The sequence below is a fragment of the Streptomyces sp. NPDC002671 genome, assembly GCF_053592475.1.
Window position 1 is genome coordinate 1 of record NZ_JBSFVU010000037.1, and the last position, 25,362, is coordinate 25,362.

18 protein-coding genes are annotated in these 25,362 nt (G+C 68.8%); 7 read left to right on the top strand and 11 right to left on the bottom strand.

The window, feature by feature from the left end:
• Nucleotides 1-306: 306 nt before the first annotated feature.
• The 3 genes from ACWD35_RS37205 to thyX form a co-directional block, all read right to left on the bottom strand.
• Complete coding sequence (locus tag ACWD35_RS37205) at nt 307-1,992, bottom strand: ribonuclease J (RefSeq protein WP_451355794.1); 1,686 nt, start codon at nt 1,990-1,992, stop codon at nt 307-309.
• Between the two features lie 183 nt (nt 1,993-2,175).
• A complete protein-coding gene (gene dapA / locus ACWD35_RS37210; protein ID WP_451355795.1) occupies nt 2,176-3,075 on the bottom strand; it encodes a 4-hydroxy-tetrahydrodipicolinate synthase in 900 nt (299 codons plus the stop codon).
• 211 nt (nt 3,076-3,286) lie between these two features.
• Nucleotides 3,287-4,030: an FAD-dependent thymidylate synthase gene (gene thyX, locus ACWD35_RS37215; protein ID WP_451355796.1), complete on the bottom strand. Its 744-nt coding sequence runs from the start codon at nt 4,028-4,030 to the stop codon at nt 3,287-3,289.
• Nucleotides 4,031-4,201: 171 nt separating this feature from the next.
• On the opposite strand from thyX, the gene ACWD35_RS37220 reads away from it, so the two are divergent.
• Complete coding sequence (locus ACWD35_RS37220; RefSeq protein WP_451355797.1) at nt 4,202-4,396, top strand: hypothetical protein; 195 nt, start codon at nt 4,202-4,204, stop codon at nt 4,394-4,396.
• Nucleotides 4,397-4,486: 90 nt separating this feature from the next.
• Nucleotides 4,487-5,041: a hypothetical protein gene (locus ACWD35_RS37225; protein ID WP_451355798.1), complete on the top strand. Its 555-nt coding sequence runs from the start codon at nt 4,487-4,489 to the stop codon at nt 5,039-5,041.
• A 69-nt stretch (nt 5,042-5,110) separates the two neighbouring features.
• Here the strand turns inward: ACWD35_RS37225 and ACWD35_RS37230 are convergent, their stop codons facing one another.
• The 5 genes from ACWD35_RS37230 to rpsO all read right to left on the bottom strand — a co-directional run bounded on the left by ACWD35_RS37230 (nt 5,111) and on the right by rpsO (nt 10,584).
• Nucleotides 5,111-5,563 carry a hypothetical protein gene (locus tag ACWD35_RS37230; protein WP_451355799.1) on the bottom strand — a complete coding sequence of 151 codons (453 nt, stop codon included), beginning with the start codon at nt 5,561-5,563 and terminating at the stop codon, nt 5,111-5,113.
• Nucleotides 5,564-5,581: 18 nt separating this feature from the next.
• Nucleotides 5,582-6,334 (bottom strand): 4-hydroxy-tetrahydrodipicolinate reductase, encoded by a 753-nt coding sequence (gene dapB, locus ACWD35_RS37235; RefSeq protein ID WP_451355800.1) that lies wholly within the window; start codon nt 6,332-6,334, stop codon nt 5,582-5,584.
• Between the two features lie 43 nt (nt 6,335-6,377).
• Entirely contained in the window at nt 6,378-7,757 is a 1,380-nt protein-coding gene (locus ACWD35_RS37240) for a M16 family metallopeptidase (RefSeq protein WP_451355801.1), read from the bottom strand.
• A complete protein-coding gene (locus tag ACWD35_RS37245) occupies nt 7,754-9,985 on the bottom strand; it encodes a polyribonucleotide nucleotidyltransferase (protein WP_451355802.1) in 2,232 nt (743 codons plus the stop codon). Before ACWD35_RS37245 ends, ACWD35_RS37240 begins: the two co-directional genes overlap by 4 nt.
• 311 nt (nt 9,986-10,296) lie before the next feature.
• On the bottom strand, nt 10,297-10,584 hold the full coding sequence (rpsO, locus tag ACWD35_RS37250; protein WP_020138875.1) for a 30S ribosomal protein S15: 288 nt from the start codon (nt 10,582-10,584) through the stop codon (nt 10,297-10,299).
• Nucleotides 10,585-10,871: 287 nt separating this feature from the next.
• Here rpsO and ACWD35_RS37255 point away from each other — a divergent pair, with 287 nt between their 5' ends.
• Nucleotides 10,872-11,165, top strand: a complete 294-nt coding sequence (locus ACWD35_RS37255; RefSeq protein ID WP_451355803.1) for a DUF397 domain-containing protein — start codon at nt 10,872-10,874, stop codon at nt 11,163-11,165.
• Nucleotides 11,166-11,265: 100 nt separating this feature from the next.
• On the opposite strand, the gene eccD is transcribed toward ACWD35_RS37255, so the two are convergent.
• Complete coding sequence (gene eccD, locus ACWD35_RS37260) at nt 11,266-12,777, bottom strand: type VII secretion integral membrane protein EccD (protein WP_451355804.1); 1,512 nt, start codon at nt 12,775-12,777, stop codon at nt 11,266-11,268.
• 343 nt (nt 12,778-13,120) lie between these two features.
• Here eccD and eccCa point away from each other — a divergent pair, with 343 nt between their 5' ends.
• The 4 genes from eccCa (at nt 13,121) to ACWD35_RS37280 (ending at nt 20,449) form a co-directional block, all read left to right on the top strand.
• The gene (gene eccCa / locus ACWD35_RS37265; RefSeq protein WP_451355805.1) at nt 13,121-17,086 is read left to right on the top strand and encodes a type VII secretion protein EccCa; all 3,966 of its coding nucleotides are present in this window, start codon (nt 13,121-13,123) and stop codon (nt 17,084-17,086) included.
• Nucleotides 17,087-17,167: 81 nt separating this feature from the next.
• A complete protein-coding gene (locus ACWD35_RS37270; protein WP_451355806.1) occupies nt 17,168-17,620 on the top strand; it encodes a hypothetical protein in 453 nt (150 codons plus the stop codon).
• Nucleotides 17,621-17,625: 5 nt separating this feature from the next.
• Complete coding sequence (locus ACWD35_RS37275; RefSeq protein ID WP_451355807.1) at nt 17,626-19,803, top strand: hypothetical protein; 2,178 nt, start codon at nt 17,626-17,628, stop codon at nt 19,801-19,803.
• 22 nt (nt 19,804-19,825) lie between these two features.
• Nucleotides 19,826-20,449 (top strand): hypothetical protein, encoded by a 624-nt coding sequence (locus ACWD35_RS37280; protein WP_451355808.1) that lies wholly within the window; start codon nt 19,826-19,828, stop codon nt 20,447-20,449.
• 538 nt (nt 20,450-20,987) lie between these two features.
• Here the strand turns inward: ACWD35_RS37280 and ACWD35_RS37285 are convergent.
• A complete protein-coding gene (locus ACWD35_RS37285; RefSeq protein ID WP_451355809.1) occupies nt 20,988-23,078 on the bottom strand; it encodes a protein kinase domain-containing protein in 2,091 nt (696 codons plus the stop codon).
• A 34-nt stretch (nt 23,079-23,112) separates the two neighbouring features.
• Nucleotides 23,113-25,356, bottom strand: coding sequence for a protein kinase domain-containing protein (locus tag ACWD35_RS37290; RefSeq protein WP_451355810.1), 2,244 nt, complete (start codon nt 25,354-25,356; stop codon nt 23,113-23,115).
• Between the last annotated feature and the right edge of the window lie 6 nt (nt 25,357-25,362).

The window sequence follows — 25,362 nt, forward strand, 5'->3', positions numbered from 1 at the left end:
CTCACCCTCTCGGGCTTTCCTCCGGGCTTCCCTTCGGTGTTTCCGACTCTATCAGATCTTTTCTCGATCCGATTTCCTCGGCGCTTTCCAGGTTCCCGCGTTGTTTCGCGGTTTCCTTTCCGGCGGTTCCGACTTTATCAGAAGCTCTGAGTCGGATTTCCCACCCGGTCCGGGGCACCTGTGTCCAGCACATGAAGCACTGGGGTTCCCAACTGGGCGGAGCCGTAAACGTACTGGAGCGGAGCGCCCGATGCAAATCGAGGCGCCCCGCTCCGGACTCACACCGACGAGGTGTCAGACGAGGTGTCAGACCTCCACGACCACCGGCAGGATCATCGGCCTGCGGCGATACGTCTCCGAGACCCACTTGCCGAGGGTGCGCCGGATGAGTTGCTGCAGCTGGTGGGGTTCCACGACACCGTCCTGGGCGGACCGTTCCAGCGTCTCCGTGATCTTCGGGATGACGGCGGCGAACGCCGAGTCCTCGATGCCGGAGCCGCGGGCCTGGACGTGCGGACCACCGGTGATCTTGCCGGTGGAAGCGTCCACCACCACGAAGACCGAGATGATGCCCTCGTCGCCGAGGATCTTGCGGTCCTTCAGGGCCGGCTCGCCGACGTCGCCGACGGAGAGGCCGTCGACGTAGACGTAACCCGCCTGGACCTTGCCGGAGATCTTGGCCTTGCCCTCGATCAGGTCCACCGCCACGCCGTCCTCGGCGATGACGATCCGGTCGTGCGGGACGCCCGTGAGCGCGCCCAGTTCGGCGTTGGCCCGCAGGTGGCGCCATTCGCCGTGGACCGGCATCAGGTTCTTCGGGCGGCAGATGTTGTAGAAGTACAGCAGCTCGCCCGCGGACGCGTGGCCGGAAACATGCACCTTGGCGTTGCCCTTGTGGACGACGTTGGCGCCCCAGCGGGTCAGGCCGTTGATCACGCGGTAGACCGCGTTCTCGTTTCCGGGGATGAGGGACGAGGCCAGGATGACCGTGTCGCCCTCGACGATGCGGATCTGGTGGTCTCGGTTGGCCATCCGGGACAGGGCCGCCATCGGCTCGCCCTGGGAACCCGTGCAGACCAGGACCACCTCGTCGTCCGGGAGGTCGTCGAGCGTCTTGACGTCCACGACCAGGCCCGCCGGGACCTTCAGGTAGCCGAGGTCGCGGGCGATGCCCATGTTGCGGACCATGGAGCGGCCGACGAAGGCGACCTTGCGGCCGTACTCGTGCGCCGCGTCCAGAATCTGCTGGATGCGGTGCACGTGGCTGGCGAAGCTCGCCACGATGATCCGCTTGCGAGCCGCGGCGAAGACCTGGCGCAGCACGTTGGAGATGTCGCGCTCGTGCGGGGTGAAGCCCGGGACCTCGGCGTTCGTGGAGTCGGTGAGGAGGAGGTCGATGCCCTCCTCGCTCAGCCGGGCGAACGCGTGCAGGTCGGTGAGGCGGTTGTCCAGCGGGAGCTGGTCCATCTTGAAGTCGCCGGTGTGCACCGCCATACCCGCGGGGGTGCGGATGGCGACCGCCAGGGCGTCCGGGATGGAGTGGTTGACCGCGATGAACTCGCAGTCGAAGGGGCCGATGCGCTCACGGTGCCCCTCCGCCACCTCCAGGGTGTACGGGCGGATCCGGTGCTCCTGGAGCTTGGCCTCGATGAGGGCGAGGGTCAGCTTGGAGCCGATCAGCGGGATGTCCGGCTTCTCGCGGAGCAGGAAGGGGACGCCGCCGATGTGGTCCTCGTGGCCGTGCGTGAGGACGATGCCCTCGATGTCGTCGAGGCGGTCCCGGATGGACGAGAAGTCCGGCAGGATCAGGTCGATTCCAGGCTGCTCCTCCTCGGGGAAGAGCACTCCGCAGTCGACGATCAGCAGGCGACCGCCGTACTCGAAGACCGTCATGTTTCGGCCGATCTCGCCGAGGCCGCCGAGCGGGGTGACCCGCAGGCCGCCCTCGGGGAGCGGCGGGGGCGGGCCGAGTTCAGGATGCGGATGACTCAAAAGACTCTCCTCACCACACACGCCACGTACCGGTCGGGCACGTGGCGCGCATGACGTTCGTGCATAAGCAGTTGTCGTTGTGGGTTGCGGGCACCGGTGGCCCGCCTGTTCGGTTGTCGCTGTTCAGTTGTTTCTTCGGTTGTCTCTTCAGTTATGAAGCTCAGGTGGTGCCGAAGTCTGTTGTCAGAGCTGTACCCCGCCGGCGGCAAGATCGATCTTGAGCTGAGCGATCTCCTCGGGCGAGCATTCGACCATGGGGGCGCGCAGGGGTCCCGCGGGCAGGCCCTGGAGGGCGAGCGCGGCCTTGGTGGTCATGACGCCCTGGGTGCGGAACATGCCGGTGTAGACCGGGAGCAGCTTCTGGTGGATCTCGGTGGCCTTGACGACGTCGCCCGAGGTGTACGCGTCGACGAGGGCGCGCAGGTCGGGGGTGACGACGTGGCCGACGACGGAGACGAAGCCGACCGCGCCCACGGAGAGCAGCGGCAGGTTCAGCATGTCGTCGCCGGAGTACCAGGCCAGGCCGGAGCGGGCGATGGCCCAGCTGGCGCGGCCGAGATCGCCCTTGGCGTCCTTGTTGGCGACGATCCGGGGGTGCTCGGCGAGGCGGACGATCGTCTCGGTGTTGATCGGGACGCCGCTGCGGCCGGGGATGTCGTACAGCATGACCGGCAGCCCGGTGGCGTCGGCGACGGCCGTGAAGTGCCGGTACAGGCCCTCCTGCGGGGGCTTGTTGTAGTACGGCGTGACGACCAGGAGGCCGTGTGCGCCCACCCGCTCGGCCTCGCGGGCCAGCTCGATGCTGTGGTGGGTGTCGTTGGTGCCGACGCCGGCCACGACGTGGGCGCGGTCGCCGACTGCCTCCAGGACGGCTCGTACGAGGTCCGATTTCTCCGCATCGCTGGTGGTGGGGGACTCGCCGGTGGTGCCGTTGATGATCAGGCCGTCGTTGCCTGCGTCCACCAGGTGGGCGGCGAGCCGCTGCGCGCCGTCGAGGTCGAGTGCGCCGTCCGCCGTGAAGGGCGTGACCATAGCGGTGAGGACCCGCCCGAAGGGGGTCTGCGGAGTGGAGGTCGGAGCCATGGGTAACACGCTACTCGGTGCTCCATGTGGGGTCTGCCCGTGGGGTGCCTGGTAAGTCCGGACAAATATGGAGCCCGGCACTGCCTGCTCGGGGGTTCAAGCAGTGCCGGGTCCGTTTGATCAGGCTAGATGAACTTCTCTAAATGCCGCAATACGGACACTTCGCGAGGCTGATCCGTACATCTGTCCCTGGTGGGGGAACAGGGCTTCGTTATGGGGCCACACGCCCGTTCGCGTTGAAGGCGGCGTACGTGAGCGGCATGAGCTTGGCCCACTCGGCCTCCATCTTCTCGCCGACCATCTCGATCTCCCGCTGCGGGAAGGACGGCACCTTGGCCAGCTCGTGCTGGGTGCGCAGGCCGAGGAAGTGCATCAGGGAGCGGGCGTTGCAGGTGGCGTACATCGAGGAGAAGAGGCCGACGGGGAGGACCGAACGGGCGACCTCCCGGGCGACGCCCTCGGCGAGCAGCTTCTGGTAGGCCGCGTACGCCTGCTCGTAGGACTCCGCGAGGGTGCTGCGCATGGCATCGTGCTGGGCCGGGGTGCCCTCGACGAAGACGTACTTGCCGGGGCGGCCCTCCTGGACGAGCTTGCGGGACGCGTCGGGGACGTAGAAGACCGGCTCGAGCTCCCGGTAGCGGCCCGACTCCTCGTTGTACGACCAGCCGACCCGGTGCCGCATGAACTCGCGGAAGACGAAGATCGGGGCACTGATGAGGAACGTCATCGAGTTGTGCTCGAACGGGCTGCCGTGCCGGTCGCGCATCAGGTAGTTGATCAGGCCCTTGGAGCGCTCGGGGTCCTTCTTCAGCTCGTCCAGGGACTGCTCACCGAGGGTCGAAACGCGCGCGGCGAAGAGCACGTCAGTGTCCGAAGCGCTGGACTTCACCAGCTCGACGGTGACGTCACTGCGGAGGGTGAGCGACTCGGGGGTGGTCACGGGGGTCCTTCCCATCACTTCTTCAGGTTCGCGCCCACTGTACGGGGGACGACCGACAGAGCCGAGCCGGCCGCTTCACCGAGGAATTTTTCGGACATGGGCACCTTTTGCGATACTCGCTCGTCTGTATCAGTGAGCCCCATTCGTTCGATCTTGGTTCGAGCGCCGAAAGGAGACGCACCCGCGATGTACCTGAGCAATGTCACTCCCCCGCCCCGCGAGCGGGCGTCCGCCGGCCAGAGGGCCGGGCGCTGGCTGCTGGGCGTCACGGTCGTCGCGGGGCTCATAGGCGCCGTCGTCATCGGTACGCCGGCCCTGTCCACCCCCGCCAGTACGCCGGTCCAGCAGTCCCAGGCGTCCCAGCCGGACCAGGGACGCTGACCCTTCCGGCCGCCCTAGGGTGGTGAGCAGATACGGGGGCGGATAGCCTCACCGGGCACAACCCACGCAAGGTTTGAGTGAGGACCAGCCGTGCCCCTGTCTTTCCTGACGGCCGACCGCACCTTCGAGGCGGCATCCGAGAGCCCGCTGCCGTACGACGACCGGGACCGCTGGCGGCGCCCCTACCGGCCCGGGCCCTGGCGGGTGGGCGGGGCGGCCCTGGGGCTGCTGCTCTCCGCGTTCGTGCTGTTCGCGGGGGTCGCCATCGCTCTGACCGGCTCAGTGTCCTCCGCCGGGGTGGTCCTCGCCGTGGCCCTGGCCGCCATCGCCGGCGCGCTGCGGGTGCTGCGCATGGGCGTGTGGGTGAGCGCGCGCGGACTGCGCCACGTGGGGTTCTGGGTGACGCGTACGGTGCGCTGGTCGCGGGTGGTCTCGGTACGCACGGTGCAGCAGCCGGTGCGCTGGGTGGGTCTGCCGCGCACGGTGCAGGGGCAGGCCCTGGCGCTCGTCCGCAAGGACCGGGGCCCCGAGGACACGCCGCCGCTGCTGACCACGCACGGCCTGGACTTCCTGAACCGCCCCGCGGCCTTCGACCGGGCGGCGGACGTGGTGGAGGCGTGGGCCGCGGAGTACGTGCGGCGCTGACCGTCGCAGACATGCCGAAGGGCCGGTCCGCTGTGCTGCGGACCGGCCCCTTTCGCGTCCGGGTACGGCTCAGGCCTGGACGGGTCTGCCGTCGTGCAGGGCGATGGCGCGCTGCATGGCCTTGCGGGCGCGCGGGGTGTCCCGGGCGTCGTGGTAGGCGACGGCGAGCCGGAACCAGCAGCGCCAGTCGTCCGGGGCCGCCTCCGTCTCGGCCTTGCGCCGGGCGAACACCTCGTCGGCCGAGTCACGGTCGATCCGGCCGCCGGCGGTGCGCTTCAGCTCGTCCACGGGCAGGCCGCCCTCGGCGTCGAGTTTCGCGGCGAGCTGGTTGGCCTTGCGGACGAACTGGGTGTTCTTCCACAGGAACCACAGGCCGATGACCGGCAGGATCAGCACCGCGATCCCGAAGGTCACGGTGACGAGCGTGCCGGACTGGATGAGCATGACGCCGCGGCTGCCGACCAGGACGAAGTAGAAGACCAGGACGACGGCCGTGATGAGGTAGTTGATCTTCGCGCGCATGTTCCGCAAGGCTCCTGCTCAGCCCAGGTCCAGGAAGTGCTCCAGGCCCAGGGTCAGGCCCGGGGCCGACACCACGCGGCGGGCGCCGAGCAGGATGCCCGGCATGAAGCTGCTGTGGTGCAGGGAGTCGTGACGGATCGTCAGGGTCTCGCCCTCGCCGCCGAGCAGGACCTCCTGGTGGGCCAGGAGGCCGCGCAGCCGGACGGCGTGGACCGGGATTCCGTCGACGTTCGCGCCGCGCGCGCCCTCCAGCGCGGTGACGGTGGCGTCCGGCGCCGGAGCCGTGCCGGCTGCCCGGCGGGCCTCGGCGATGAGCTGGGCGGTGCGCGTGGCGGTGCCGGAGGGGGCGTCGACCTTGTTGGGGTGGTGCAGTTCGACGACCTCGACCGACTCGAAGTACGGCGCCGCGAGCTGCGCGAACTTCATGGTCAGGACGGCTCCGATGGAGAAGTTCGGCGCGATGAGCACGCCGGTCTCCGGGGACTGGGCGAGCCAGCCCCGCAGCTGCGCGAGGCGCTCCTCGGTCCAGCCCGTGGTGCCGACGACCGCGTGGATGCCGTGGCGCACGCAGAAGTCGAGGTTGCCCATGACCGAGGCGGGGGTGGTCAGTTCGACGGCGACCTGGGCGCCGGTCTCCGCCAGCGTCTCCAGCTTGTCGCCGCGGCCGAGGGCGGCGACCAGCTCCATGTCCTCGGCGGCCTCGACCGCCTTCACCGCCGCGGACCCGATCCGGCCCTTGGCGCCGAGAACCGCCACGCGCAGCTTGCTCATCTCTTGCTTCCTTACCGAAGACGGGTGTTACCGAAGACGGGTGTCAGGCGACGGCGTCGTGCAGCCGTGCGGCCTGCTTGTCCTTCAGCGGGCCGATGACCGACAGCGACGGGCGCTGTCCCAGGATGTCGCGGGCGACCGAGCGGACCTCGTCCGGGGTGACCGCGGCTATCCGGGCGAGCATGTCGTCGACGGACATCTGCCGGCCCCAGCACAGCTCGCTCTTGCCGATACGGTTCATCAGCGCGCCCGTGTCCTCCAGGCCCAGGACCGTGGAGCCCTGGAGCTGGCCGATGGCGCGGCCTATCTCGTCGTCGGACAGACCGTTCTGGGCGACGTGGTCCAGCTCGTCCCGGCAGATCTGGAGCACGTCGTGCACCTGGCTCGGGCGGCAGCCGGCGTAGACGCCGAACAGGCCGCAGTCGGCGAAGCCGGAGGTGTACGAGTACACGCTGTAGGCGAGGCCGCGCTTCTCCCGGACCTCCTGGAAGAGCCGGGAGGACATGCCGCCGCCGAGCGCCGTGTTCAGCACGCCCATGGCCCAGCGGCGCTCGTCGGTGCGGGCGAGGCCGGGCATGCCGAGGACGACGTGCGCCTGCTCGGTCTTGCGGCCGAGCAGCTCGACCCTGCCGGCCGTGCGGATCGTACGGCTGCCCTCGCGGGGGCCGATGGGCGCCGTGTCGAGGCTGCGGACGGCGCCCGCCTTCTCGAAGGCCGCGCGGACCTGTCGTACGACCTTGTTGTGGTCGATGTTGCCGGCGCAGGCGACCACGAGGTGCGTCGGGTCGTAGTGCTTCTTGTAGAAGCGGCGGATGCGGTCCGCGGTGAGGGCGTTGACCGTGTCGACCGTGCCGAGGACGGGGCGGCCGAGGGGGCTGTCGCCGAACATGGTGTGCGCGAACAGGTCGTGCACACAGTCGCCCGGGTCGTCCTCGGTCATGGCGATCTCTTCGAGGATCGCGCCGCGCTCGACGTCGACGTCCTCTTCGAGGATCAGCGAGCCGGTCAGCATGTCGCAGACCACGTCGATGGCGAGCGGCAGGTCGGTGTCGAGCACGCGCGCGTAGTAGCACGTGTACTCCTTCGCCGTGAACGCGTTCATCTCGCCGCCGACGGCGTCGAGCGCGGCGGAGATGTCCAGCGCGGAGCGGCGGGACGTGCCCTTGAAGAGCAGGTGCTCCAGGTAGTGCGTGGCGCCGTTGAGCGAGGGGGTCTCGTCGCGGGAGCCGACGTGCGCCCAGATGCCGAACGTCGCCGACCGCACGGAGGGCAGGGTCTCGGTGACAACGCGCAGACCGCCCGGGAGGGTGGTCTTGCGGACGGTGCCGATGCCGTTCGTGCCCTTGATCAGGGTTTGGGTACGGGCGACGGCCCGCGCCTCCGAAGAGGTGCGGGCCGTCGCCTTGGAGCTACGGGACGTCACTGCTCGGCGTCGTCCTTGTTCTCGGAACCGCTGTCGGATGCGGCTTCCTCGCCCTCGATCACCGGAATGAGGGAGAGCTTGCCGCGGGAGTCGATCTCGGCGATCTCGACCTGGACCTTCTGGCCCACGCCGAGGACGTCCTCGACGTTCTCCACGCGCTTGCCGCCGGCCAGCTTGCGGATCTGCGAGATGTGCAGCAGACCGTCCTTGCCGGGCAGCAGGGAGACGAACGCACCGAAGGTGGTCGTCTTCACGACCGTACCGAGGTAGCGCTCGCCGACCTCGGGCATCGTCGGGTTGGCGATGCCGTTGATCGTGGTGCGGGCGGCCTCGGCGGACGGGCCGTCGGCGGCACCGATGTAGATGGTGCCGTCGTCCTCGATCGTGATCTCGGCGCCCGTGTCCTCCTGGATCTGGTTGATCATCTTGCCCTTGGGGCCGATGACCTCACCGATCTTGTCGACCGGGATCTTGACGGTGATGATCCGCGGGGCGTTCGGGCTCATCTCGTCGGGCCGGTCGATGGCCTCGATCATCACGTCGAGGATGTGCAGGCGGGCGTCGCGGGCCTGCTTGAGGGCCGCGGCCAGCACGGAGGCCGGGATGCCGTCCAGCTTGGTGTCGAGCTGGAGGGCGGTCACGAAGTCCTTCGTGCCGGCGACCTTGAAGTCCATGTCACCGAAGGCGTCCTCCGCACCGAGGATGTCGGTGAGGGTGACGTAGTGCGTCTCGCCGTCGATCTCCTGGGAGATCAGACCCATGGCGATACCGGCGACCGGGGCCTTCAGCGGCACACCGGCGTTCAGCAGCGACATGGTGGAGGCGCAGACCGAGCCCATGGAGGTCGAGCCGTTCGAGCTGAGCGCCTCGGACACCTGGCGGATCGCGTAGGGGAACTCCTCGCGCGCGGGCAGCACCGGCACGAGCGCGCGCTCGGCGAGGGCGCCGTGGCCGATCTCGCGACGCTTCGGGGAGCCGACGCGGCCGGTCTCACCGGTGGAGTACGGCGGGAAGTTGTAGTTGTGCATGTAGCGCTTGCGGGTCACCGGGGAGAGGGTGTCCAGCTGCTGCTCCATGCGGAGCATGTTGAGGGTGGTGACGCCCAGGATCTGGGTCTCGCCACGCTCGAACACGGCGGAACCGTGCACCCGCGGGATGGCCTCGACCTCGGCGGCCAGCGTGCGGATGTCGGTGACACCGCGGCCGTCGATGCGCTTCTTCTCCTTGATCACGCGCTCGCGGACCAGCTGCTTGGTGAGCGAGCGGTACGCGGCGGAGATCTCCTTCTCGCGGCCCTCGAACTCCGGCAGGAGCTTCTCGGCGGCCAGGCCCTTGACGCGGTCCAGCTCGGCCTCGCGCTCCTGCTTGCCGGCGATGGTGAGCGCCTGGGCCAGCTCGGGCTTGACGGCGGCCGTCAGGGCCTCCAGGACGTCGTCCTGGTAGTCCAGGAAGATCGGGAACTCGCCGGTCGGCTTGGCAGCCTTCGCGGCGAGGTCCGCCTGGGCCTTGCACAGGACCTTGATGAACGGCTTCGCGGCCTCCAGGCCGGCGGCGACGACCTCCTCGGTCGGCGCCTCGGCGCCGCCCTCGACCAGCTTGATGGTCCCCTCGGTGGCCTCGGCCTCGACCATCATGATCGCGACGTCGCCGTCCTCCAGGGCGCGGCCGGCGACCACCATGTCGAAGACGGCGTCCTCGAGCTCGGTGTGCGTCGGGAAGGCGACCCACTGGCCGCGGATCAGCGCGACGCGGACGCCGCCGATCGGGCCGGAGAAGGGCAGGCCGGCCAGCTGCGTGGACGCTGACGCGGCGTTGATCGCGACGACGTCGTACAGGTGGTCGGGGTTGAGCGCCATGATCGTGGCGACGACCTGGATCTCGTTGCGCAGGCCCTTCTTGAAGGACGGGCGCAGCGGGCGGTCGATGAGACGGCAGGTGAGGATGGCGTCCTCGGAGGGACGGCCCTCACGGCGGAAGAAGCTGCCGGGGATCTTGCCGGCGGCGTACATCCGCTCCTCGACGTCCACCGTCAGGGGGAAGAAGTCGAGCTGGTCCTTGGGGTTCTTGGATGCGGTGGTGGCCGACAGCACCATGGTGTCGTCGTCCAGGTACGCCACGGCGGAGCCGGCGGCCTGCTTGGCCAGGCGGCCCGTCTCGAAGCGGATGGTACGGGTGCCGAAGGCGCCGTTGTCGATGACGGCCTCGGCGTAGTGGGTCTCGTTCTCCACTAGCGTTTTCTCCTCGTCTTCGTCCCTGGGCTGCCCGTGTGGCAGGGGGACGGTTGTGGAGAAGCGCGCCGTGCTGTGCGGGCCGGTCTTCGATCGAAGCACCCGGGGCTCGCTTCCCCCCGGGGGCCACTACCGAGGACCGGCGGCGGCTAGGTGCGCTTCTCCTCGTTCTGGGTCGTACGTGTTCTGTGTCCTGCGTATTGCGTTGTGCTACCACACTACAAAGGGTGTGTGATACTCCGCACGTTTCCGCACGTACGGCAAAGGGAGCGGCCCCCGATCTTCTCGGGAACCGCTCCCTTCACGGCGTCTTACTTCGCGCCCGCGGCACCGCGGCGGATGCCGAGGCGGTCAACCAGCGTACGGAAGCGCTGGATGTCCTTCTTCGCCAGGTACTGCAGCAGGCGACGGCGCTGACCGACCAGGATCAGCAGACCGCGGCGGGAGTGGTGGTCGTGCTTGTGGGTCTTGAGGTGCTCCGTCAGGTCGGAGATCCGACGCGAGAGCATGGCGACCTGGACCTCGGGGGAGCCGGTGTCGCCCTCCTTGGTACCGAACTCGGTGATGATCTGCTTCTTCGTAGCGGCGTCGAGCGACACGCGTACTCCTCAATAGTCTGTGAGTGCCACCGAGTGCCCCCGGTCTGCTGCTCGGGGGAGCTTCCGTTACTCGGGAGGCGGGGATCCGCTGAGCGCGGTTTCCAGACTGTGTCCCAACACTGTGTCCTAGGACCTGTCCGGAAACGCGTACACAAACGGCCGTCACTCAGGGTACCAGGCAGTTGCGGGCGCCCTCGCCAGGGTATTCCGATCCGCCCGGAAGGGCCGGACCGGCCACTAGGGTGAGCGCCCGGACCATTCGTACGTCGGGAAGGGGTCGCTGCGCGATGGCGGAGACGGCGGAGGAGATCAAGGCACGCAAGGAGCGCGAGCGCGACGAGCTGTACGCCCTCGACATCTCGGGCGTCGAGTGGCACTGCGCTCCGGGCACGGAGGAGCACGAGGAGCGGGTCGAGATCGCATACCTCCCGGAAGGTGCGGTGGCGATGCGCTCCTCCCTGGACCCGGACACCGTGCTGCGCTACACGGAGGCGGAGTGGCGGGCGTTCGTGCTGGGCGCGCGGGACGGGGAGTTCGACCTGAAGCCGACGGCGCACAACGGCGGGCTCGACGTGCAGTGACTCGACGTGCAGTGAGTAGTTGTGCGTGCGGTGAGCTGTGACAGAGCCCCGGTTCCGCGTCTTCGAGGACGTGGCGCCGGGGCTCTGTCGTACGTGAGGGTTACTTGCTGGTCATCGACCGCGCCGTCGCGTACACGTCGAAGACGGCGAGGGCCAGCGGGATCAGCGTCAGCAGGACGAAGCCTTCGCAGATCTCCAGGAAGCGGCCCCAGAAGGGGGTCAGCCCGCCGCGCGGCAGGATCAGGCCGAGCGCGGTGACGAGGCCGGTGGCCACGGCGATGACGGCGATCAGCCAGATGGTCCGGATGTCCAGGTCGGTACGGTCGCCGCCCAGCGCCGCGCGCACCACGTTCTGCGGCGGGTTGAGGGCGAGGCCGAGGCCCAGCAGGACCAGGGAGGCCAGACCCGCGGCCAGGACCGGAGCGACCTGGGCGGTGTAGCGGAAGAGGTGGGCGCGCATCAGCATCGCGATCCCGGTCGCGAGCGCGAGGAGCTGCGCCCAGACGTTGTCGGAGAAGCCCAGCACCACGGAGGCGCCGACGGCGAGCAGGGCGCAGCCGCCGACCAGGCCGACGAGGAGTTCGTGGCCGCGCCGGGTCTGGGCCTCGATGCGCTCGGTGTCCACCGGCTCCTGAGCGGCGGTCTCGGTGCCGTAGGCCGAACGGGTGGTGCCGCCGCCGCCGCTGCTGGGGTTCTCGAAGCCGATCGGCAGCCGGGCGAAGCGCATCGACATGCCGGGCAGGAAGGCGAGGGCACCCACGGCGACCGGGGCGCACGCGCCGGCCATCTCGATCGGGGCCCAGTCGGTGAGGGTTCCGATGAAGACGACGACCAGGGTGACGGCCGAGGCGAACACGAAGGCCACGAAGGGGCCGTCGCCGTGCGGTGAGCACAGGGTGAGGATCAGGGCGGCGACGAGCACGGCCGTGCAGGCCAGCAGGAACTGGAGCCTGCCGATTCCCTCCCCGCCGTGCAGCGGCAGCAGTCCGCTGCCCGCGACGCCCACGTTGGGCAGGGCGCCGAGGCCGAGGGCGACGGCCGAGCCGCGGTCGTCGTAGACGCGGGCGCGGACCGCGGCGAGCACGACCAGCAGGATGCCGGTGACGGCGGCGAGGATGCCGGCCAGGCCGTGCATGTCGTGGCGCGGATCGGCGGTCCAGGCGACGAACGCGAGCAGCGTCGGCAGCACGCCGCCGCCGACGAGGCCCGCGGCCCGGGTCAGGTCTCCGCTCCACAGCTTGTGCTGCTTGGTGACGGCGGAGGCGACCGCCTCGGCGACGTCGTCGAAGACCGCCGGCGGCAGGGACTCCGCGAAGGGGCGCAGGGTGAGGAGTTCGCCGTCGAGAATGCGCTGGGCGGCGAAGGAGCGGGCGCTGTCCAGCACGGTGCCGTCGGTGCGGACGAGGTGGTAGCCGACCGGGGCGCCCGCCTCGGGGCTCTGCTGGGACAGTCGGAGGATCTCCGGGTAGAGGTCGGCGACCGGGACGTCGTCGGGCAGTGCCACGTCGATACGGCTGTCCGGCGCGACGATGGTCACCCGGCAGAAACCGAGTCCGCTGCCGGCTCCCGAAGGGGCTCCCGTCCCGGGTCCGCCGGTAGCGGTGGCCGTCATGCTCACCTGCTGCTCCCCCTCAGTGGTGGTGGTGCGTCTGCACCGGTTGTCTCGGTGGTGATGGTGCGTTCGCGCGGTGAAGGTTCCGTGCCGCTTCGCCCCGTGCCCTGCACGACGGCGGCGGCACGGGCGCCGTACGGCCGGATTCCGGGGCGCTGCCGCCCCGACACCCGGTGGAATGCCCGGGTATTTCCGGCCTGTTCGGCGTGTGCTCACGCGAACATCCGGCACCCTACCGCTCACCCGTGTCCTGTGGACTCAGTAGGATCACGCGGCGGCCTGCGCCCGCCGGACACGGGGCGGTGAGCGGAAAGCCTGGGTCGGGCAAGGGAATTGGTGAGCAGTGAGCCAGATTGTCGTCAAGCGCCCCCCTCGGGCGCTGCCGTCCGAAGTGCCCACGGAAGAGATCGTTGTCCAGCCGCCGCCCGAACTGCCGCGGGGGCATCAGGAGAGCGTGCTGATGCAGCTCCTGCCCACGCTGGGCATGGGCGGCTCGGTGGTCTTCTTCTTCACGAACGGGCAGCCGTTCATGAAGATCATGGGCATGATCATGATCGCCTCGACGGTGGCGATGTCCATCGCGATGGTGGTCCGCTTCCGCCGCGGCTCCCAGGGGCAGCTCGCGGACATGCGCCGCGACTACCTCAGCTATCTGTCGCAGACGCGCAAGTCCGCCGTACGGACGGCGAAGGCGCAGCGTGACGCGCAGTACTACCTGCACCCCTCCCCCGAACAGCTGTGGGCGCTCGTCGCCGAGGGCAGCCGGGTGTGGGAACGGCGGCCGGGCGACGAGGACTTCGCGCACGTGCGGATCGGTCTGGGTCCGCAGCCGCTGGCCACCCAGCTGGTGGCCCCCGAGACGGGTCCGGTCGAGCAGCTGGAGCCGCTGACCGCGGGCGCGATGCAGCGTTTCCTCGCCACGCACGGCTCGATCGGCGACCTGCCGATGGCGGTGTCGCTGCGCGCCTTCTACCACGTCACCCTCAGCGGTGAGCAGCAGTCCGTACGCGCCTCGGCCCGTGCCCTGGTCGGCTCGCTCGCCTCGCTGCACTCCCCCCAGGACCTGATCATCGCCGTGGCCGCGGGCCGCGAGGCGCTGCCGCACTGGGACTGGGCGAAGTGGCTGCCGCACGTGCAGGCGCCCGGCGCGCTGGACGGCGCCGGAACCCGCCGCCTGATCGGCCACGACACCCGTGAGCTGGAGGACCTGCTGTCCACCCGGCTGACCGGCCGCCCCCGCTTCCACCCCGGCGCGGCGCCACTGCTGGACGAGCCGCACATCGTGATCGTCCTCGACGAACTGTCGCTGCTGCCCGACTCGGTGCTCGCCAACCCGGAGGGCCTGCAGGGCGTCACGATCGTCGAGGTGGTGCAGGGCGAGCTGACCGGCGCGGGCGGCGACCTCTCCGTCGTCGTCCAGCCGGGCATGCTGCGCCTGGACTCCGGCCACGGCATGGTCTACGAGGGCACCCCGGACGCCCTGTCCTACGCGTCGGCGGAGGCGCTGTCCCGGCAACTGGCGCCGCTGCGCATGGCCTCGGGTGGCGACGACGACGAACCGCTGCTCGCCAACCTGGAGTTCACGGACCTGCTGGGGCTCGGGGACGCGGCGTCCGTCGACACCAAGAGGACCTGGCGCCCGCGCGCGCTCGCGGAACGGCTGCGGGTGCCGATCGGTCTCGGCGAGGACGGCCGCCCCGTGATGCTGGACCTGAAGGAGGCCGCCCAGGAGGGCATGGGTCCGCACGGTCTGTGCGTCGGCGCGACCGGTTCCGGCAAGTCGGAGCTGCTGCGCACCCTGGTGCTGGGCCTGGCGGTCACGCACTCCTCCGAGACCCTGAACTTCGTCCTCGCCGACTTCAAGGGCGGCGCGACCTTCGCCGGCATGGCGCAGATGCCGCACGTGGCGGCGGTCATCACGAACCTCGCGGACGACCTGACCCTGGTCGACCGTATGGGTGACTCGATCCGCGGCGAACTGAACCGCCGCCAGGAGCTGCTGCGCGACGCGGGCAACTACGCCAACATCCACGACTACGAGAAGGCACGCGCGGCGGGCGCCCCGCTCCAGCCCATCCCCTCTCTCGTGCTGGTGATCGACGAGTTCAGCGAACTGCTGACGGCGAAGCCGGACTTCATCGAGATGTTCGTGCAGATCGGCCGTATCGGCCGTTCGCTCGGCGTGCACCTGCTGCTGGCCTCGCAGCGCCTGGAGGAGGGCCGCCTGCGCGGCCTGGAGACGTACCTGTCGTACCGCATCGGCCTTCGGACCTTCTCGGCGGCGGAGTCCCGCGCCGCCCTCGGCGTCCCCGACGCCTACGAACTCCCCAACGTCCCCGGTTCCGGCTTCCTGAAGTTCGGCACGGACGAAATGGTCCGCTTCAAGGCCGCGTACGTCTCCGGCGTGTACCGCTCGGGCGCGGAGCGCGCGGCCCTGGACGGCGGCCCGCTGCTGTTGGACCGGCGTCCGGTGCTGTTCACGGCGACGGAGGTGCCGGTGCAGTACACCGCCGTGCCGCGGCAGCGCACGGAGTCCGCACCCGAGGTGGACGACGCGCTGGCCGACACCGTCCTCGACGTGATCGTGCGCCGGCTGGAGGCCCAGGGCCCGGCGGCGCACCAGGTGTGGCTGCCGCCGCTGGAGAGCCCGCCGTCGCTGGACGCCCTGCTGCCCGGCCTCGCGGCGGTACAGGGCCGCGGTCTGACCCAGCCGGGCTACGAGGGCGCCGGCCGCCTGGTGGTCCCCGCGGGCCTGGTCGACAAGCCGTACGAGCAGCGCCGCGACCGCCTGATGCTCGACTTCTCGGGCGCGGCGGGCCACATGCAGATCATCGGCGGCCCCCAGTCCGGCAAGTCGACGCTGCTGCGGACGATCATCGCGTCCTTCGCGCTCACCCACACCCCGTACGAGGTGCAGTTCTTCGGCCTCGACTTCGGTGGCGGCGGCATGGCCGCGGTGGCCGACCTGCCGCACGTCGGCGGCATCGCCTCCCGCCTGGACCCCGAACGCGTACGCCGCACGGTCTCCGAGGTGTACGGCGTGATGACCCACCGCGAGGAGTACTTCCGTACGGCCGGCATCGCGTCGATCGCCGACTACCGCGCCCGCCGCGCCCGCGGCGACATCTCCGTCACCGAACAGCCCTTCGGCGACGTCTTCCTGGTCGTCGACGGCTGGGGCAACTTCCGCACGGACTACGAGGGCCTGGAGACGGCGGTCCTCGACATCGCGGCCCGCGGCCTCGGCTACGGCATCCACGTGATCATCACGGCGTCCCGCTCCATGGAGGTCCGCGCGAACCTGAAGGACCACCTCATGAACCGCCTGGAGCTGCGCCTGGGTGACGTCATGGACTCCGAGATCGACCGCAAGGTGGCGGTGAACGTCCCCGCAGGCGTCCCGGGCCGCGGCCTCTCTCCGCAGAAGCTGCACTTCATGGCGGCGGTGCCGCGCATCGACGGCCTGACCTCCGACACCGACCTGGCCGAGGCCACGACCGCGCTGACCACCGAGGTCGTACGACACTGGCAGGCGCCCGGCGCGCCCAAGGTCCGCCTCCTCCCGCGTCAGCTGGAGGCGCTCCAGCTCCCGCCGGGCGACCGCTTCCCGAAGCGGGGCGTCGCCTTCGCGCTGGACGAGGACAACCTGGAGCCGGTGTTCGTCGACTTCGAACAGGACCCGTTCTTCCTGATCTTGGGCGAGAGCGAGTCCGGCAAGTCCAACCTGCTGCGGCTGCTGCTCAAGCAGCTGACGCTGCGGTACTCGGGCGACGAGGCGAAGTTCTTCGTGGTCGACAACCGCCGCTCCCTGCTGGACATCACCCCGCCCACGCACCTGGCGGAGTACATCCCGATGTCCAGCCAGATGGAACACCACATGACCGCTCTGGCCGACCTGATGCAGCGCCGCACCCCGACCGCCGACGTCACCGCGCAGCAGTTGCGGGACCGGAGCTGGTGGCGGGGCCCGCAGGTCTTCGTGGTCATCGACGACTACGACCTCGTCTCCACGTCCAGCGGCAACCCGCTCTCCGGCCTGACGGAACTCCTTCCCTTCGCCCGCGACGTCGGCGTCCGCTTCATCATCGCCCGCTCCTCCGCGGGCGCGGGCCGCGCCTCGTACGAGCCGTTCATGCAGCGCATGAAGGAACTCGGCGCCCAGGGCCTCGTCCTGGCCGGCGACCCCGCGGAGGGCGACATCCTCAACGGCGTCCGGCCCCGGCCGATGCCCGCGGGGCGGGGCATCTTCGTGTCCCGGAAGCGGGGGAAGCCGTTGGTTCAGACGGGGTTGGTGGATGTGGAGTACTGAGGCGGGCCGGCGGCAGGCATGTGACGAGCTTGCCGCCTCGGGGCGGTCGTCGGAGTAGCGGAGTAGACGGAGGAATCGCGGGTGCCGTGGGACGAGTGGGAGCAACTGAAGGCGGAGGCCACGAAGAGTGGGTCGACGCACATGCAGCTCAATCAACTACCCACCGACTCCGGGGGTGGTGGCGGCAACACGCGCGGTGACCTGACCGTCCACCAGAAGGACCTCGCCGCGATCGGATCGGCGGCGCACGAACTCTTCGAGGACTTCGGACGGTACAGCGACCACGCCCGCATCTCCTCCATGAAGGCGGCCGGGGGTCTCGAGAGCGAGGGCTTCGCTCTCGGAGCCGCCCTCGATCACGTCGCCGAGCACTGGGTCGACCAGGTGCAGACCCTTCTGGACGCCTGCGCCCACATCTCCAACCACCTGCGATACACCAAGAACCAGCACGCTGCCGACGAGTCCTGCATCGCAGGCACGCTCAGCAGCATCTCCCAGCTGGACAAGGGCTTCGACGAGCGGACGGACGGCTGACGGACATGGATCTCGACGCATTACGCCACGGCAACTTCTCGCAGCTCGGCGAAGCCGTCACCGACTGGGAGGAGATGACCAAGAAGCTCGCCACCCTCAAGGAAGATGCCGAACGCAACCTGAAGGGAAGGGCGGACAAGGCGAACTGGGCCGGCGTCAACGCCCAGGTGAGTCGCGAATTCATCGACAAGACCGCGAAGGAGTTCGCGGACGCCCACACCCAGGCGGACTCCATCACACAGATCCTCAGGGACACCCGCGGCGAACTCATCGACTACCGCACCCAGCTGAACGAAGCCATCGCGCGGGGTGAGAAGAAGAACCTCACAGTGATGGACACAGGCCACGGCACGTTCACGGTCAACATGAATGTTCACCCTGACCGTGCTGCGAAGGGCGTGAACGTCCCCGAGCACAGCCAGCAGGATGTGGACGGCCTCCGCGACGAGATCCAGCGCATCCTCAGCAAGGCCACCGAGAGCGACAACAGCGCGGCGAAGGTTCTCAGGCTCCTTGTGGATCAGGCCAAGTACGGCTTCTCGGATGCTCACTACAAGGACCGGGACTCCGCCGCCGAGGCCTTGGAGGCAGCCGACAAGCTGGCAAAGATGGCCAAGCACCCGGACCGGATGTCCCTCAACGACATCGCCGAGTTCAACCGTTACCTGGAGAAGTACCACGACGACCCCCTGTTCGCGGAGCGGTTCGCAAGGGGTCTGGGTGCCAAGGGAACGCTTCAGTTCTGGACGGACATGGTCAATTCCCATGCCGGCGCCAGGGGTACGGAACTGGAACGCATGGAGGAGCTGCAGAGGAACCTGAGCCTGACGCTGGCCACGGCATCCTTCTCGGACTCGGACGGCATGGCGGCGTGGAAGAGGGATCTCCTCAAGGAGACGAACACACGCTTCCTGTCCGACTCCAAGGAGCTGTACCAGAACCCCGTCGGCGCTCTCGGTTCCCAGGTATTGAGCAGCCTCATGCGGCAGGGCGAATTCGACACCGAGTTCCTGGACGAGTACCGGGCCAAGCTGTTCAAGCAGGACAAGGGTGCGGGCTACGACAACACCGATGCTCTGTGGGTGAAGGGCTACGACCACATCGACCTGGTCTTCGGGGACGGGAACGGCCGCGACCCGTTGGAGGGGCTCTTCGACGCCCTGTCCCACAATCCGGAGGCGGCGACTCATGCCTTCGAGTCCAAGTCGGATCTGGACCACATGTTGAACACCACGCGGTACACGGACCGGGGTACTTCGCTTGGGCATGCTCTGGAAAGCGCCGTCACCGGGGTCGCCGACGGTGACACCAGCTCCATGGCCCCGCCGCATAGTGCGGCCCAGGTCAGGATCATGGCCAACATCATGAATGCGGTGGCCCAGCCCGGCGGAGGCGCGGATCTGGTGGCCAAGGGGATGGGCGAGAGTTTCGGGGACATGGCGGCTTCTTATATGCCGGAGATCAGCCACGCTTTCGAGGGCTCTAATTCTGAGATCGTCTTCCTTACGAACAGTGAATCTCCCGCAGGGCTCAACCTCGCGGATGTCACCCGATTTCTTTCGGCCGCGTCTGCAGATCCTGCCGGCCGGGCCGGGATCATCTACGGGGAAAGCATCTACACCGGAAGCCTACTTCAGGAGCACCTCTCGAATCCCTCCCTGTTTGACGGAGACCCCAAGCAGGTTCTTACCGACATCGGCAGAAATGCGGGAATCATCGAGGGAATCGTCGGGCATTCTGCCGCGAACTCGGAAGTCGGTAAGGCCATCCAGGGCGAGACAGATTACAACGAGGCCTTGAAGGCGAAGGGGGACTTCGCCAAGAGTTGGGTTTCAATCGGCTTCACCGGCCTTAAGCTCCCCGAACAGTACGGCGGCGAACTCATGGGGTCCGTGGTCGGGGGAGGGGCCGGAGCCGTTGCCGGTGCTGCGGTTGACCGCCTACTCGAAGGGCAGCAACTGCAGGGCGCCGAGGACGAAGCTCTGTACCACTCCAGCAAAGATCTGTTCAAGATGCGGGACTCGGTCAGCCAGCAGACGATCTGGTCGGTGGACGACGCCCTGGCTCGCAACCACGTGGACATGCCGAAGGGCCAAATCAGTGACTCCGTGCGGCAGGCCGTCAACGATGGCTGGAAAGACAGCGACTACTATTTGAACCGATCCGAGGTGAAATATGGGTGAGGGATTGTCGGAACGGGTTCGGATGACCTATTCCATAAAGGGATTCTTCATCGCCGTGACGATCCTCGGGCTGGTATGTGGCAGCCTCTTTCTGTTCTTCGTGAAAGGGCTATACCTGCTCCCGGACAAGGTGTGCGACGCTGCCGTGCATCGGGACGTCGTGATCCGGACTCTGCCACGTGCACGAGCGGCGGACGAACGGGCGGATCAAGGGGGCACCGGACGTAATTTCTACTTCGGTTGCAATGTGTCCACCAGCGGCGACTCGATTCTGTCGGGGCGAGTGAACCTTCAAGAGTCATCGGAAACCGCCTGGGAGAACCACTACGGGTCTCTCGCGGGCGTCCACGTCGTCAAGGCCTCGGCGGGCCGCGTGGAGGCGTTGGCACAGATCGACGCCGACGGAGGTTCCGCTTCCGTGTACGTCCCCTGTGAGCCGAAGGGCGAGGAGGAAGCTGATGCATCCCGGCCCCATGCCTTGGTGGCGGAGGCCGGCGTGATCGGGAAAAGCAGGGTTTCGGGAGCGGCCCTACGCCAAGCCCTGACCGATTTCGCCTACCAGCTCACCCGACACGCCTACGAACTGGCCGAGTGTCAGGGACCCCGCGATTTCCCCCAGGAACTGCCTCGCTACGAGAGCCGCTGATGAAGGACGACGAGATACGGTCCCGCTTAGACGGCCGAGGACTGGTTGAGATCCGGGGCGCGGAGTCGATGAAGGCTCGGGTCGAGGAGATCGCCCACGCACTCGGGTACCTGCTGTCTCGACCGAGCATCTGCGTGGCGCGGGCTACGTGCTGCTCGGGTACCGCGGCCCCGTCACCGTGCGGCTGCTCTTCCGGCGCGACGACGACCCCCGGGCCCGCCGACGCGCCGACGCGCCGACCAGACAATCGAGCGGCTGCGGGCGGGTGGACCGGTACTGGCGGACGGCGAGCCGCCGTTGCCTCCGCCGCCCCCAACTCCGGCTCCGCCCATGACAGCACCGCCCCCATGTCCAGCCAGGTGGACCACCACATGACAGACCTCGCAGACCTGATGCAGCGCCGCACGCCGACGGCCGAGGTCACCTCGCAGCAACTGCGGGACCGCAGCTGGTGGCGCGGCTGACGATGCCCAGGGATTGGAGAATCCGGCGGTCGCATGGGCCAGCCACCGGATTCGGCATTTTCGACGGGGTGCGGTCAGAAAACCGGGAACGCCAACAGGGAACCGTTGGCCGCGGCGAAGGCGCGATTGCCGCCGACCGCGAGGCTGACCTTGATCTTGAGACCAAAGAGCGAGGGAAAGTCGTAGGTCCAGATCTCCGAGCCATCCTTGATGCTCAGGGTGCGTACCGTGGTGCCGTTGTACGACTCGTCGATCACCCATGCACCGCTGCCCTGAACCAGAACCGGTCCCTGGCCACTCTCCAACGACGACCACTGGTCTTGGCCTCCGCGGATGGGGAACCGCCTGACGTTGCCGCCGATGGTCGAGTACACGGAGTTGCCTGAGATGGCGGCAGGGCCCCATTCCGGCGGGCTCGCGTATGAGTCCGTCTCCTGCCAGAGTTCCTTGCCGTCCGAGATTCCCCGTGCGGAGAGCGACTTGCCATTGAGGTACACAACACCGTTCCGTACCACCGGAACGAGTTGTTTCTTCCTCGCCTGGTTGTACATCGTCCACAGAGGACGGCCGGTCTTCGTGCTGACCGCCAAAGCGTGTCCGCCCGTAGTCGAGACGACCAGTGTTCCGCTGTCGGCCGCGCCTTGGGGGTAGACGCTCGTCCGGAACTGGTCCGGTATCGGCACGGTCCAGCGGACCCTCGCGTCGGTGCGGCCCACCGAGCGCAGCCGGTGGTCCTCGGTCACCACGTACACGGCCTCCTCATCGGCCGCCAGCAGCGCCTTGGCGTCGGCCTTCGCCGTCCACTTGGGCTCACCCGTGGACGGGACGAAGGTATGCAGCGTTCCTTCTTTGTCGGCAGCCACGAGCAGACGATCGGAGAGTGAGAGATAGCGGCTCGTCATATCCATGTCCGAGGCCTGCCAGCGGCGCTTGCCGTCGACGACGTTGAATGCCGCGATGCCACTGGCCGCGGCACCGGCGATGATGACGTCCCGGATCGGCAGCGGAGCCGGCGAATGGGTTCCCACCGCCGCATCGTGTACCCAGAGCGGCTTCACCTGGTCACCGACGATGTAGTCGCCGTCGTCGGCCGAAAGGATACGTGCCGCTGGTGTCTTCACCGCAGGCGGGATGGTGAACAGGTCCTTCCTGCTCGGGCCGCTGTCTCGCAGCAGCCACCACCCCGTGCCGCCGGCAGCCGCGACCAGCGCGCCACCAGCCGCGAACCCGGTGAGCAGTCTTCGCCGACTCGGCCCTGTCCCGGTCTGCGTCGTCAGCAGCGGTGCGGTCAGTTCCCGTACCTCACGCTCCCGGTCCCTGATCGCATCGGCCACGGGCCCGCGCTTCCACACCGTGTCGGACTTCTTGGGCAGCGCAAAGGCCCCTGCGATCTGCTCGGGCGTGGGCCGTCCCGCCGCCTCCTTGGCAAGGCATGGGGCGATCAGGGCGTGCTGCTCAGGTGAGAGGCCGTGCCAACGCGGTTCGCCATGGACGACCTCGTACTGGACGGCGGCCACGTGGGTGCCCTCGAACGCCCGATGACCGGTGGCCGCGTACACGAGGACGGCGCCGAGGGAGAAGACGTCGGCGGCCGGGGTGACGCGCTGGCCGAGCACCTGCTCGGGAGCGCCGTACCCCGGAGTGACCGGGATCTGCCCGGTGGTAGTGAGGGTGAGACCGTGCTCCGGGCGGGCGATGCCGAAGTCGATGACCCGGGGGCCGCCGGAGGTGAGCACGATGTTCGGCGGCTTGAGGTCGCGATGGACGAAGCCGGCGGCATGGATGTCGCGCAGGGTGCGGGCGACGGAGGCGGCCAGGGCACGCAGCTTCGCCTCGTCCAGCGGACCGTGCTGATCCACGACCTGGTCCAGGGTCGGTCCGGCGAGGAACTCGGTGGCGATCCACGGCCGCCCGCCCTCGGTCTGCGCGCCCAGCACCGCCGCCACACCGGGGCTCCGCACGGCCTGGGCCGCCAGCGCCTCGCGCACGAACCGTTGGGCGAGCCCGGTGTCATGAGCGAGTTCGGGCCGGAGCACCTTGACGGCTGCGACGGTGCCCGCGTGGTCCTGCCCCACGTACACCTTGCCCATGCCGCCCTCGCCCAGCACACCCAGCAGCCGGTACGGGCCGAGCCGAATCGGGTCACCGGTCCCCAGGGGTCTCATCGCTTGTCGCCTTCTCTTCTCGGTACCGATCAGCTCACCGCAGCGGGAAGGCTGCGAGGAAGTGGCCGCCCAGCGCGATGATCTCCCCCGCCTTCTCATGGATCACGAAGCGGTCGCCAGTGGTCCTGTAGGAGTGGGCCGGGGCGTGAGAGGACAGATCGACCGCCCACAGCCGCGATCCTCGCTTGCTGTACGCGTAGTCGGAGCCGATCACAGGCGCGGCCTTCAGGTCCGCCTTCGTCCCCTGCTCACCCTTCTCCTGCCACTTTGCGCGCCCGTTTGCCGGGTCGAAGGCGGCGAGCCCAAGGCCCTTCTCGACGGCGTACAGGGTCCCGTCCTTGAGCGCAGGCAGGCCGTAGGTGCGGCCCGGACGCTCGGACTTGGAGTCCCATGCCATGCCGCCGTCGCTGAGCCGCAGAGCCCTGAGCCGGCCGGCACCCACGTACAAATGCTGCGCGTCGGTGACCAGAGGCTGCTGCCGTACCTGGTCCGGAGCAACCCCGTCGAGCTTACGGTCCCAGCGGACGGTGCCCGTCCGGGTGTCGCGTACGACGGCATGCACACTGCCGTCGTTCGCCACCTGGAGCGCGACGAGACCGTTCCCCACGACACCGGCAGCGAGGAAGTACAACTCCGAGGAACCGTCGCGCCGCCTGGGCAGCGGTGCCATCCACAACCGCTTGCCCGTGTTGATGTCGACCGCGAGCACATACCAGGACTGGGAGGCGAGGAAGCTGAGGGAAAACTTGCCCCGCCCCGCGACCGCGTAGGCCACCCCGTCCGCGACGCACAGTGCCTGGTTGACCGGCAGGCCATTGAGGTCGGAGAACTGCGCGAAAGGCTCTTTCGCCTTGCCGGTGAGGATGTCGACCGAGGCCAGGGCCAGCGGGTTCGCATGGGAAGCGTCGTCTTCGAGGTCGGATCCGATGTAACCGTCGTCTACGTCCGTTGTCAGGATGATGCGATCACCGTCGGAGGTGGACTGCCAGGTCCACTCCGAGTCGTCCGACTTCCAGTCGACCTCTCCGGTTCGCGCGATGACACCGTTCAGGCTGCTCCCGGCCATCAGTACTACCAGGTTGGCAACGGCGTGCAACTGCGCCTGAAAGGAGGACAAAGGTTCCTCTGAGAAATATCCGTTGTCCGGGTCGGCCACCTGGATCTGCCAGAGGGAGTCCAGTTGCTTCTTTGGCAGCAGGTTGTTGCTGGGCCCAGGCACAGGCTGTGTCTTCGGGCCACCGGTCCACTCGCTCCAGGTCAGCGCTCCCGCCGTCCCGGCCGCGACGGTGAGCGCCGCGCCTCCGCCGGTCAGCAGCAGCCGCCGACGGGACCACCGTACGGGGACTGCCGACGCGGCTATGTCCGGATCCTCGGCAGGAGCCGGCAGTCGCTGTGGCGTGATCTGCCAGACCTCGGTCGCCCGCCGAGCGATGTCGGCCAGGAGAACGTCCGGCAGATGATCGGAGAACTCGCCGGTTCCATCGTGCAGTTGGGAGGCGAGCCAGCTGGTTGTCGGCCGTCGGAAGGGATTCTTGTCCAGGCACTGCGCGAGCACCGGCACGAGACTGTCCGGCACACCGCTCAGATCGGGCTCCGCGTACTGCACCCGGTAGAGCAGATCCGCCGCCAGCCCATGTCCGAAGGGCGGACGTCCGGTGGTGGCGAAGACGAGCAGACCCGCGAGCGCGAAGACATCGCCCGCGGCCGTGTGCTCCTGCCCGCTCGCCTGCTCCGGCGACATGAAGGCGGGGGTGCCGACGGCGACCCCGACCCGGGTGAGGTGGTCGTCCCCGGCCGCACGCGCGATACCGAAGTCGATCACCTTCGGCCCGTAGGCGGTGACGAGGAGGTTGGAGGGCTTGAGGTCGCGGTGGACGACATCGGACGCGTGCAACTGCCCCAGCGCCCCGCACAGCGCCGCACCCAACGCCCGTACGGATGCCTCGGGCAGTGGGCCGCACAGTTCCACGGCTTCGTCGAGCGGCGGCCCGAGCACGTATTCGGTGGCGAACCAGGGCGTCTCCGCCCGCGGATCTGCGTCCACGACCCCGGCGCCGAATCGCTCCCCCACCACCCGGGCCGCGTCGGTCTCCAGCCGGAAGCGGGTGCGGAAGGCCGCGTCGGAGGCGATGCGAGCGTGCATCGTCTTCAGCGCGACGGTACGGCCGCCTGCGGTACGGGCGAGGTAGACGGTGCCCATGCCTCCGCTGCCGAGGCGGGCGATCGGGCGGTAGGGACCGAACGCCTGTGGGTCGTCGTGGGTGAGAGGGGAAGGCATGGGCCG

What these genes read in the sequence shown, in the direction of transcription:
- dapA (WP_451355795.1), bottom strand. Translation starts at nt 3,075, where the DNA reads ATGGCTCCGACCTCCACTCCGCAGACCCCCTTCGGGCGGGTCCTCACC.
- thyX (WP_451355796.1), bottom strand. Translation starts at nt 4,030, where the DNA reads ATGGGAAGGACCCCCGTGACCACCCCCGAGTCGCTCACCCTCCGCAGT.
- ACWD35_RS37220 (WP_451355797.1), top strand. Translation starts at nt 4,202, where the DNA reads ATGTACCTGAGCAATGTCACTCCCCCGCCCCGCGAGCGGGCGTCCGCC.
- ACWD35_RS37230 (WP_451355799.1), bottom strand. Translation starts at nt 5,563, where the DNA reads ATGCGCGCGAAGATCAACTACCTCATCACGGCCGTCGTCCTGGTCTTC.
- dapB (WP_451355800.1), bottom strand. Translation starts at nt 6,334, where the DNA reads ATGAGCAAGCTGCGCGTGGCGGTTCTCGGCGCCAAGGGCCGGATCGGG.
- ACWD35_RS37255 (WP_451355803.1), top strand. Translation starts at nt 10,872, where the DNA reads ATGGCGGAGACGGCGGAGGAGATCAAGGCACGCAAGGAGCGCGAGCGC.
- eccD (WP_451355804.1), bottom strand. Translation starts at nt 12,777, where the DNA reads ATGACGGCCACCGCTACCGGCGGACCCGGGACGGGAGCCCCTTCGGGA.
- ACWD35_RS37275 (WP_451355807.1), top strand. Translation starts at nt 17,626, where the DNA reads ATGGATCTCGACGCATTACGCCACGGCAACTTCTCGCAGCTCGGCGAA.
- ACWD35_RS37280 (WP_451355808.1), top strand. Translation starts at nt 19,826, where the DNA reads ATGACCTATTCCATAAAGGGATTCTTCATCGCCGTGACGATCCTCGGG.
- ACWD35_RS37285 (WP_451355809.1), bottom strand. Translation starts at nt 23,078, where the DNA reads ATGAGACCCCTGGGGACCGGTGACCCGATTCGGCTCGGCCCGTACCGG.
- ACWD35_RS37290 (WP_451355810.1), bottom strand. Translation starts at nt 25,356, where the DNA reads ATGCCTTCCCCTCTCACCCACGACGACCCACAGGCGTTCGGTCCCTAC.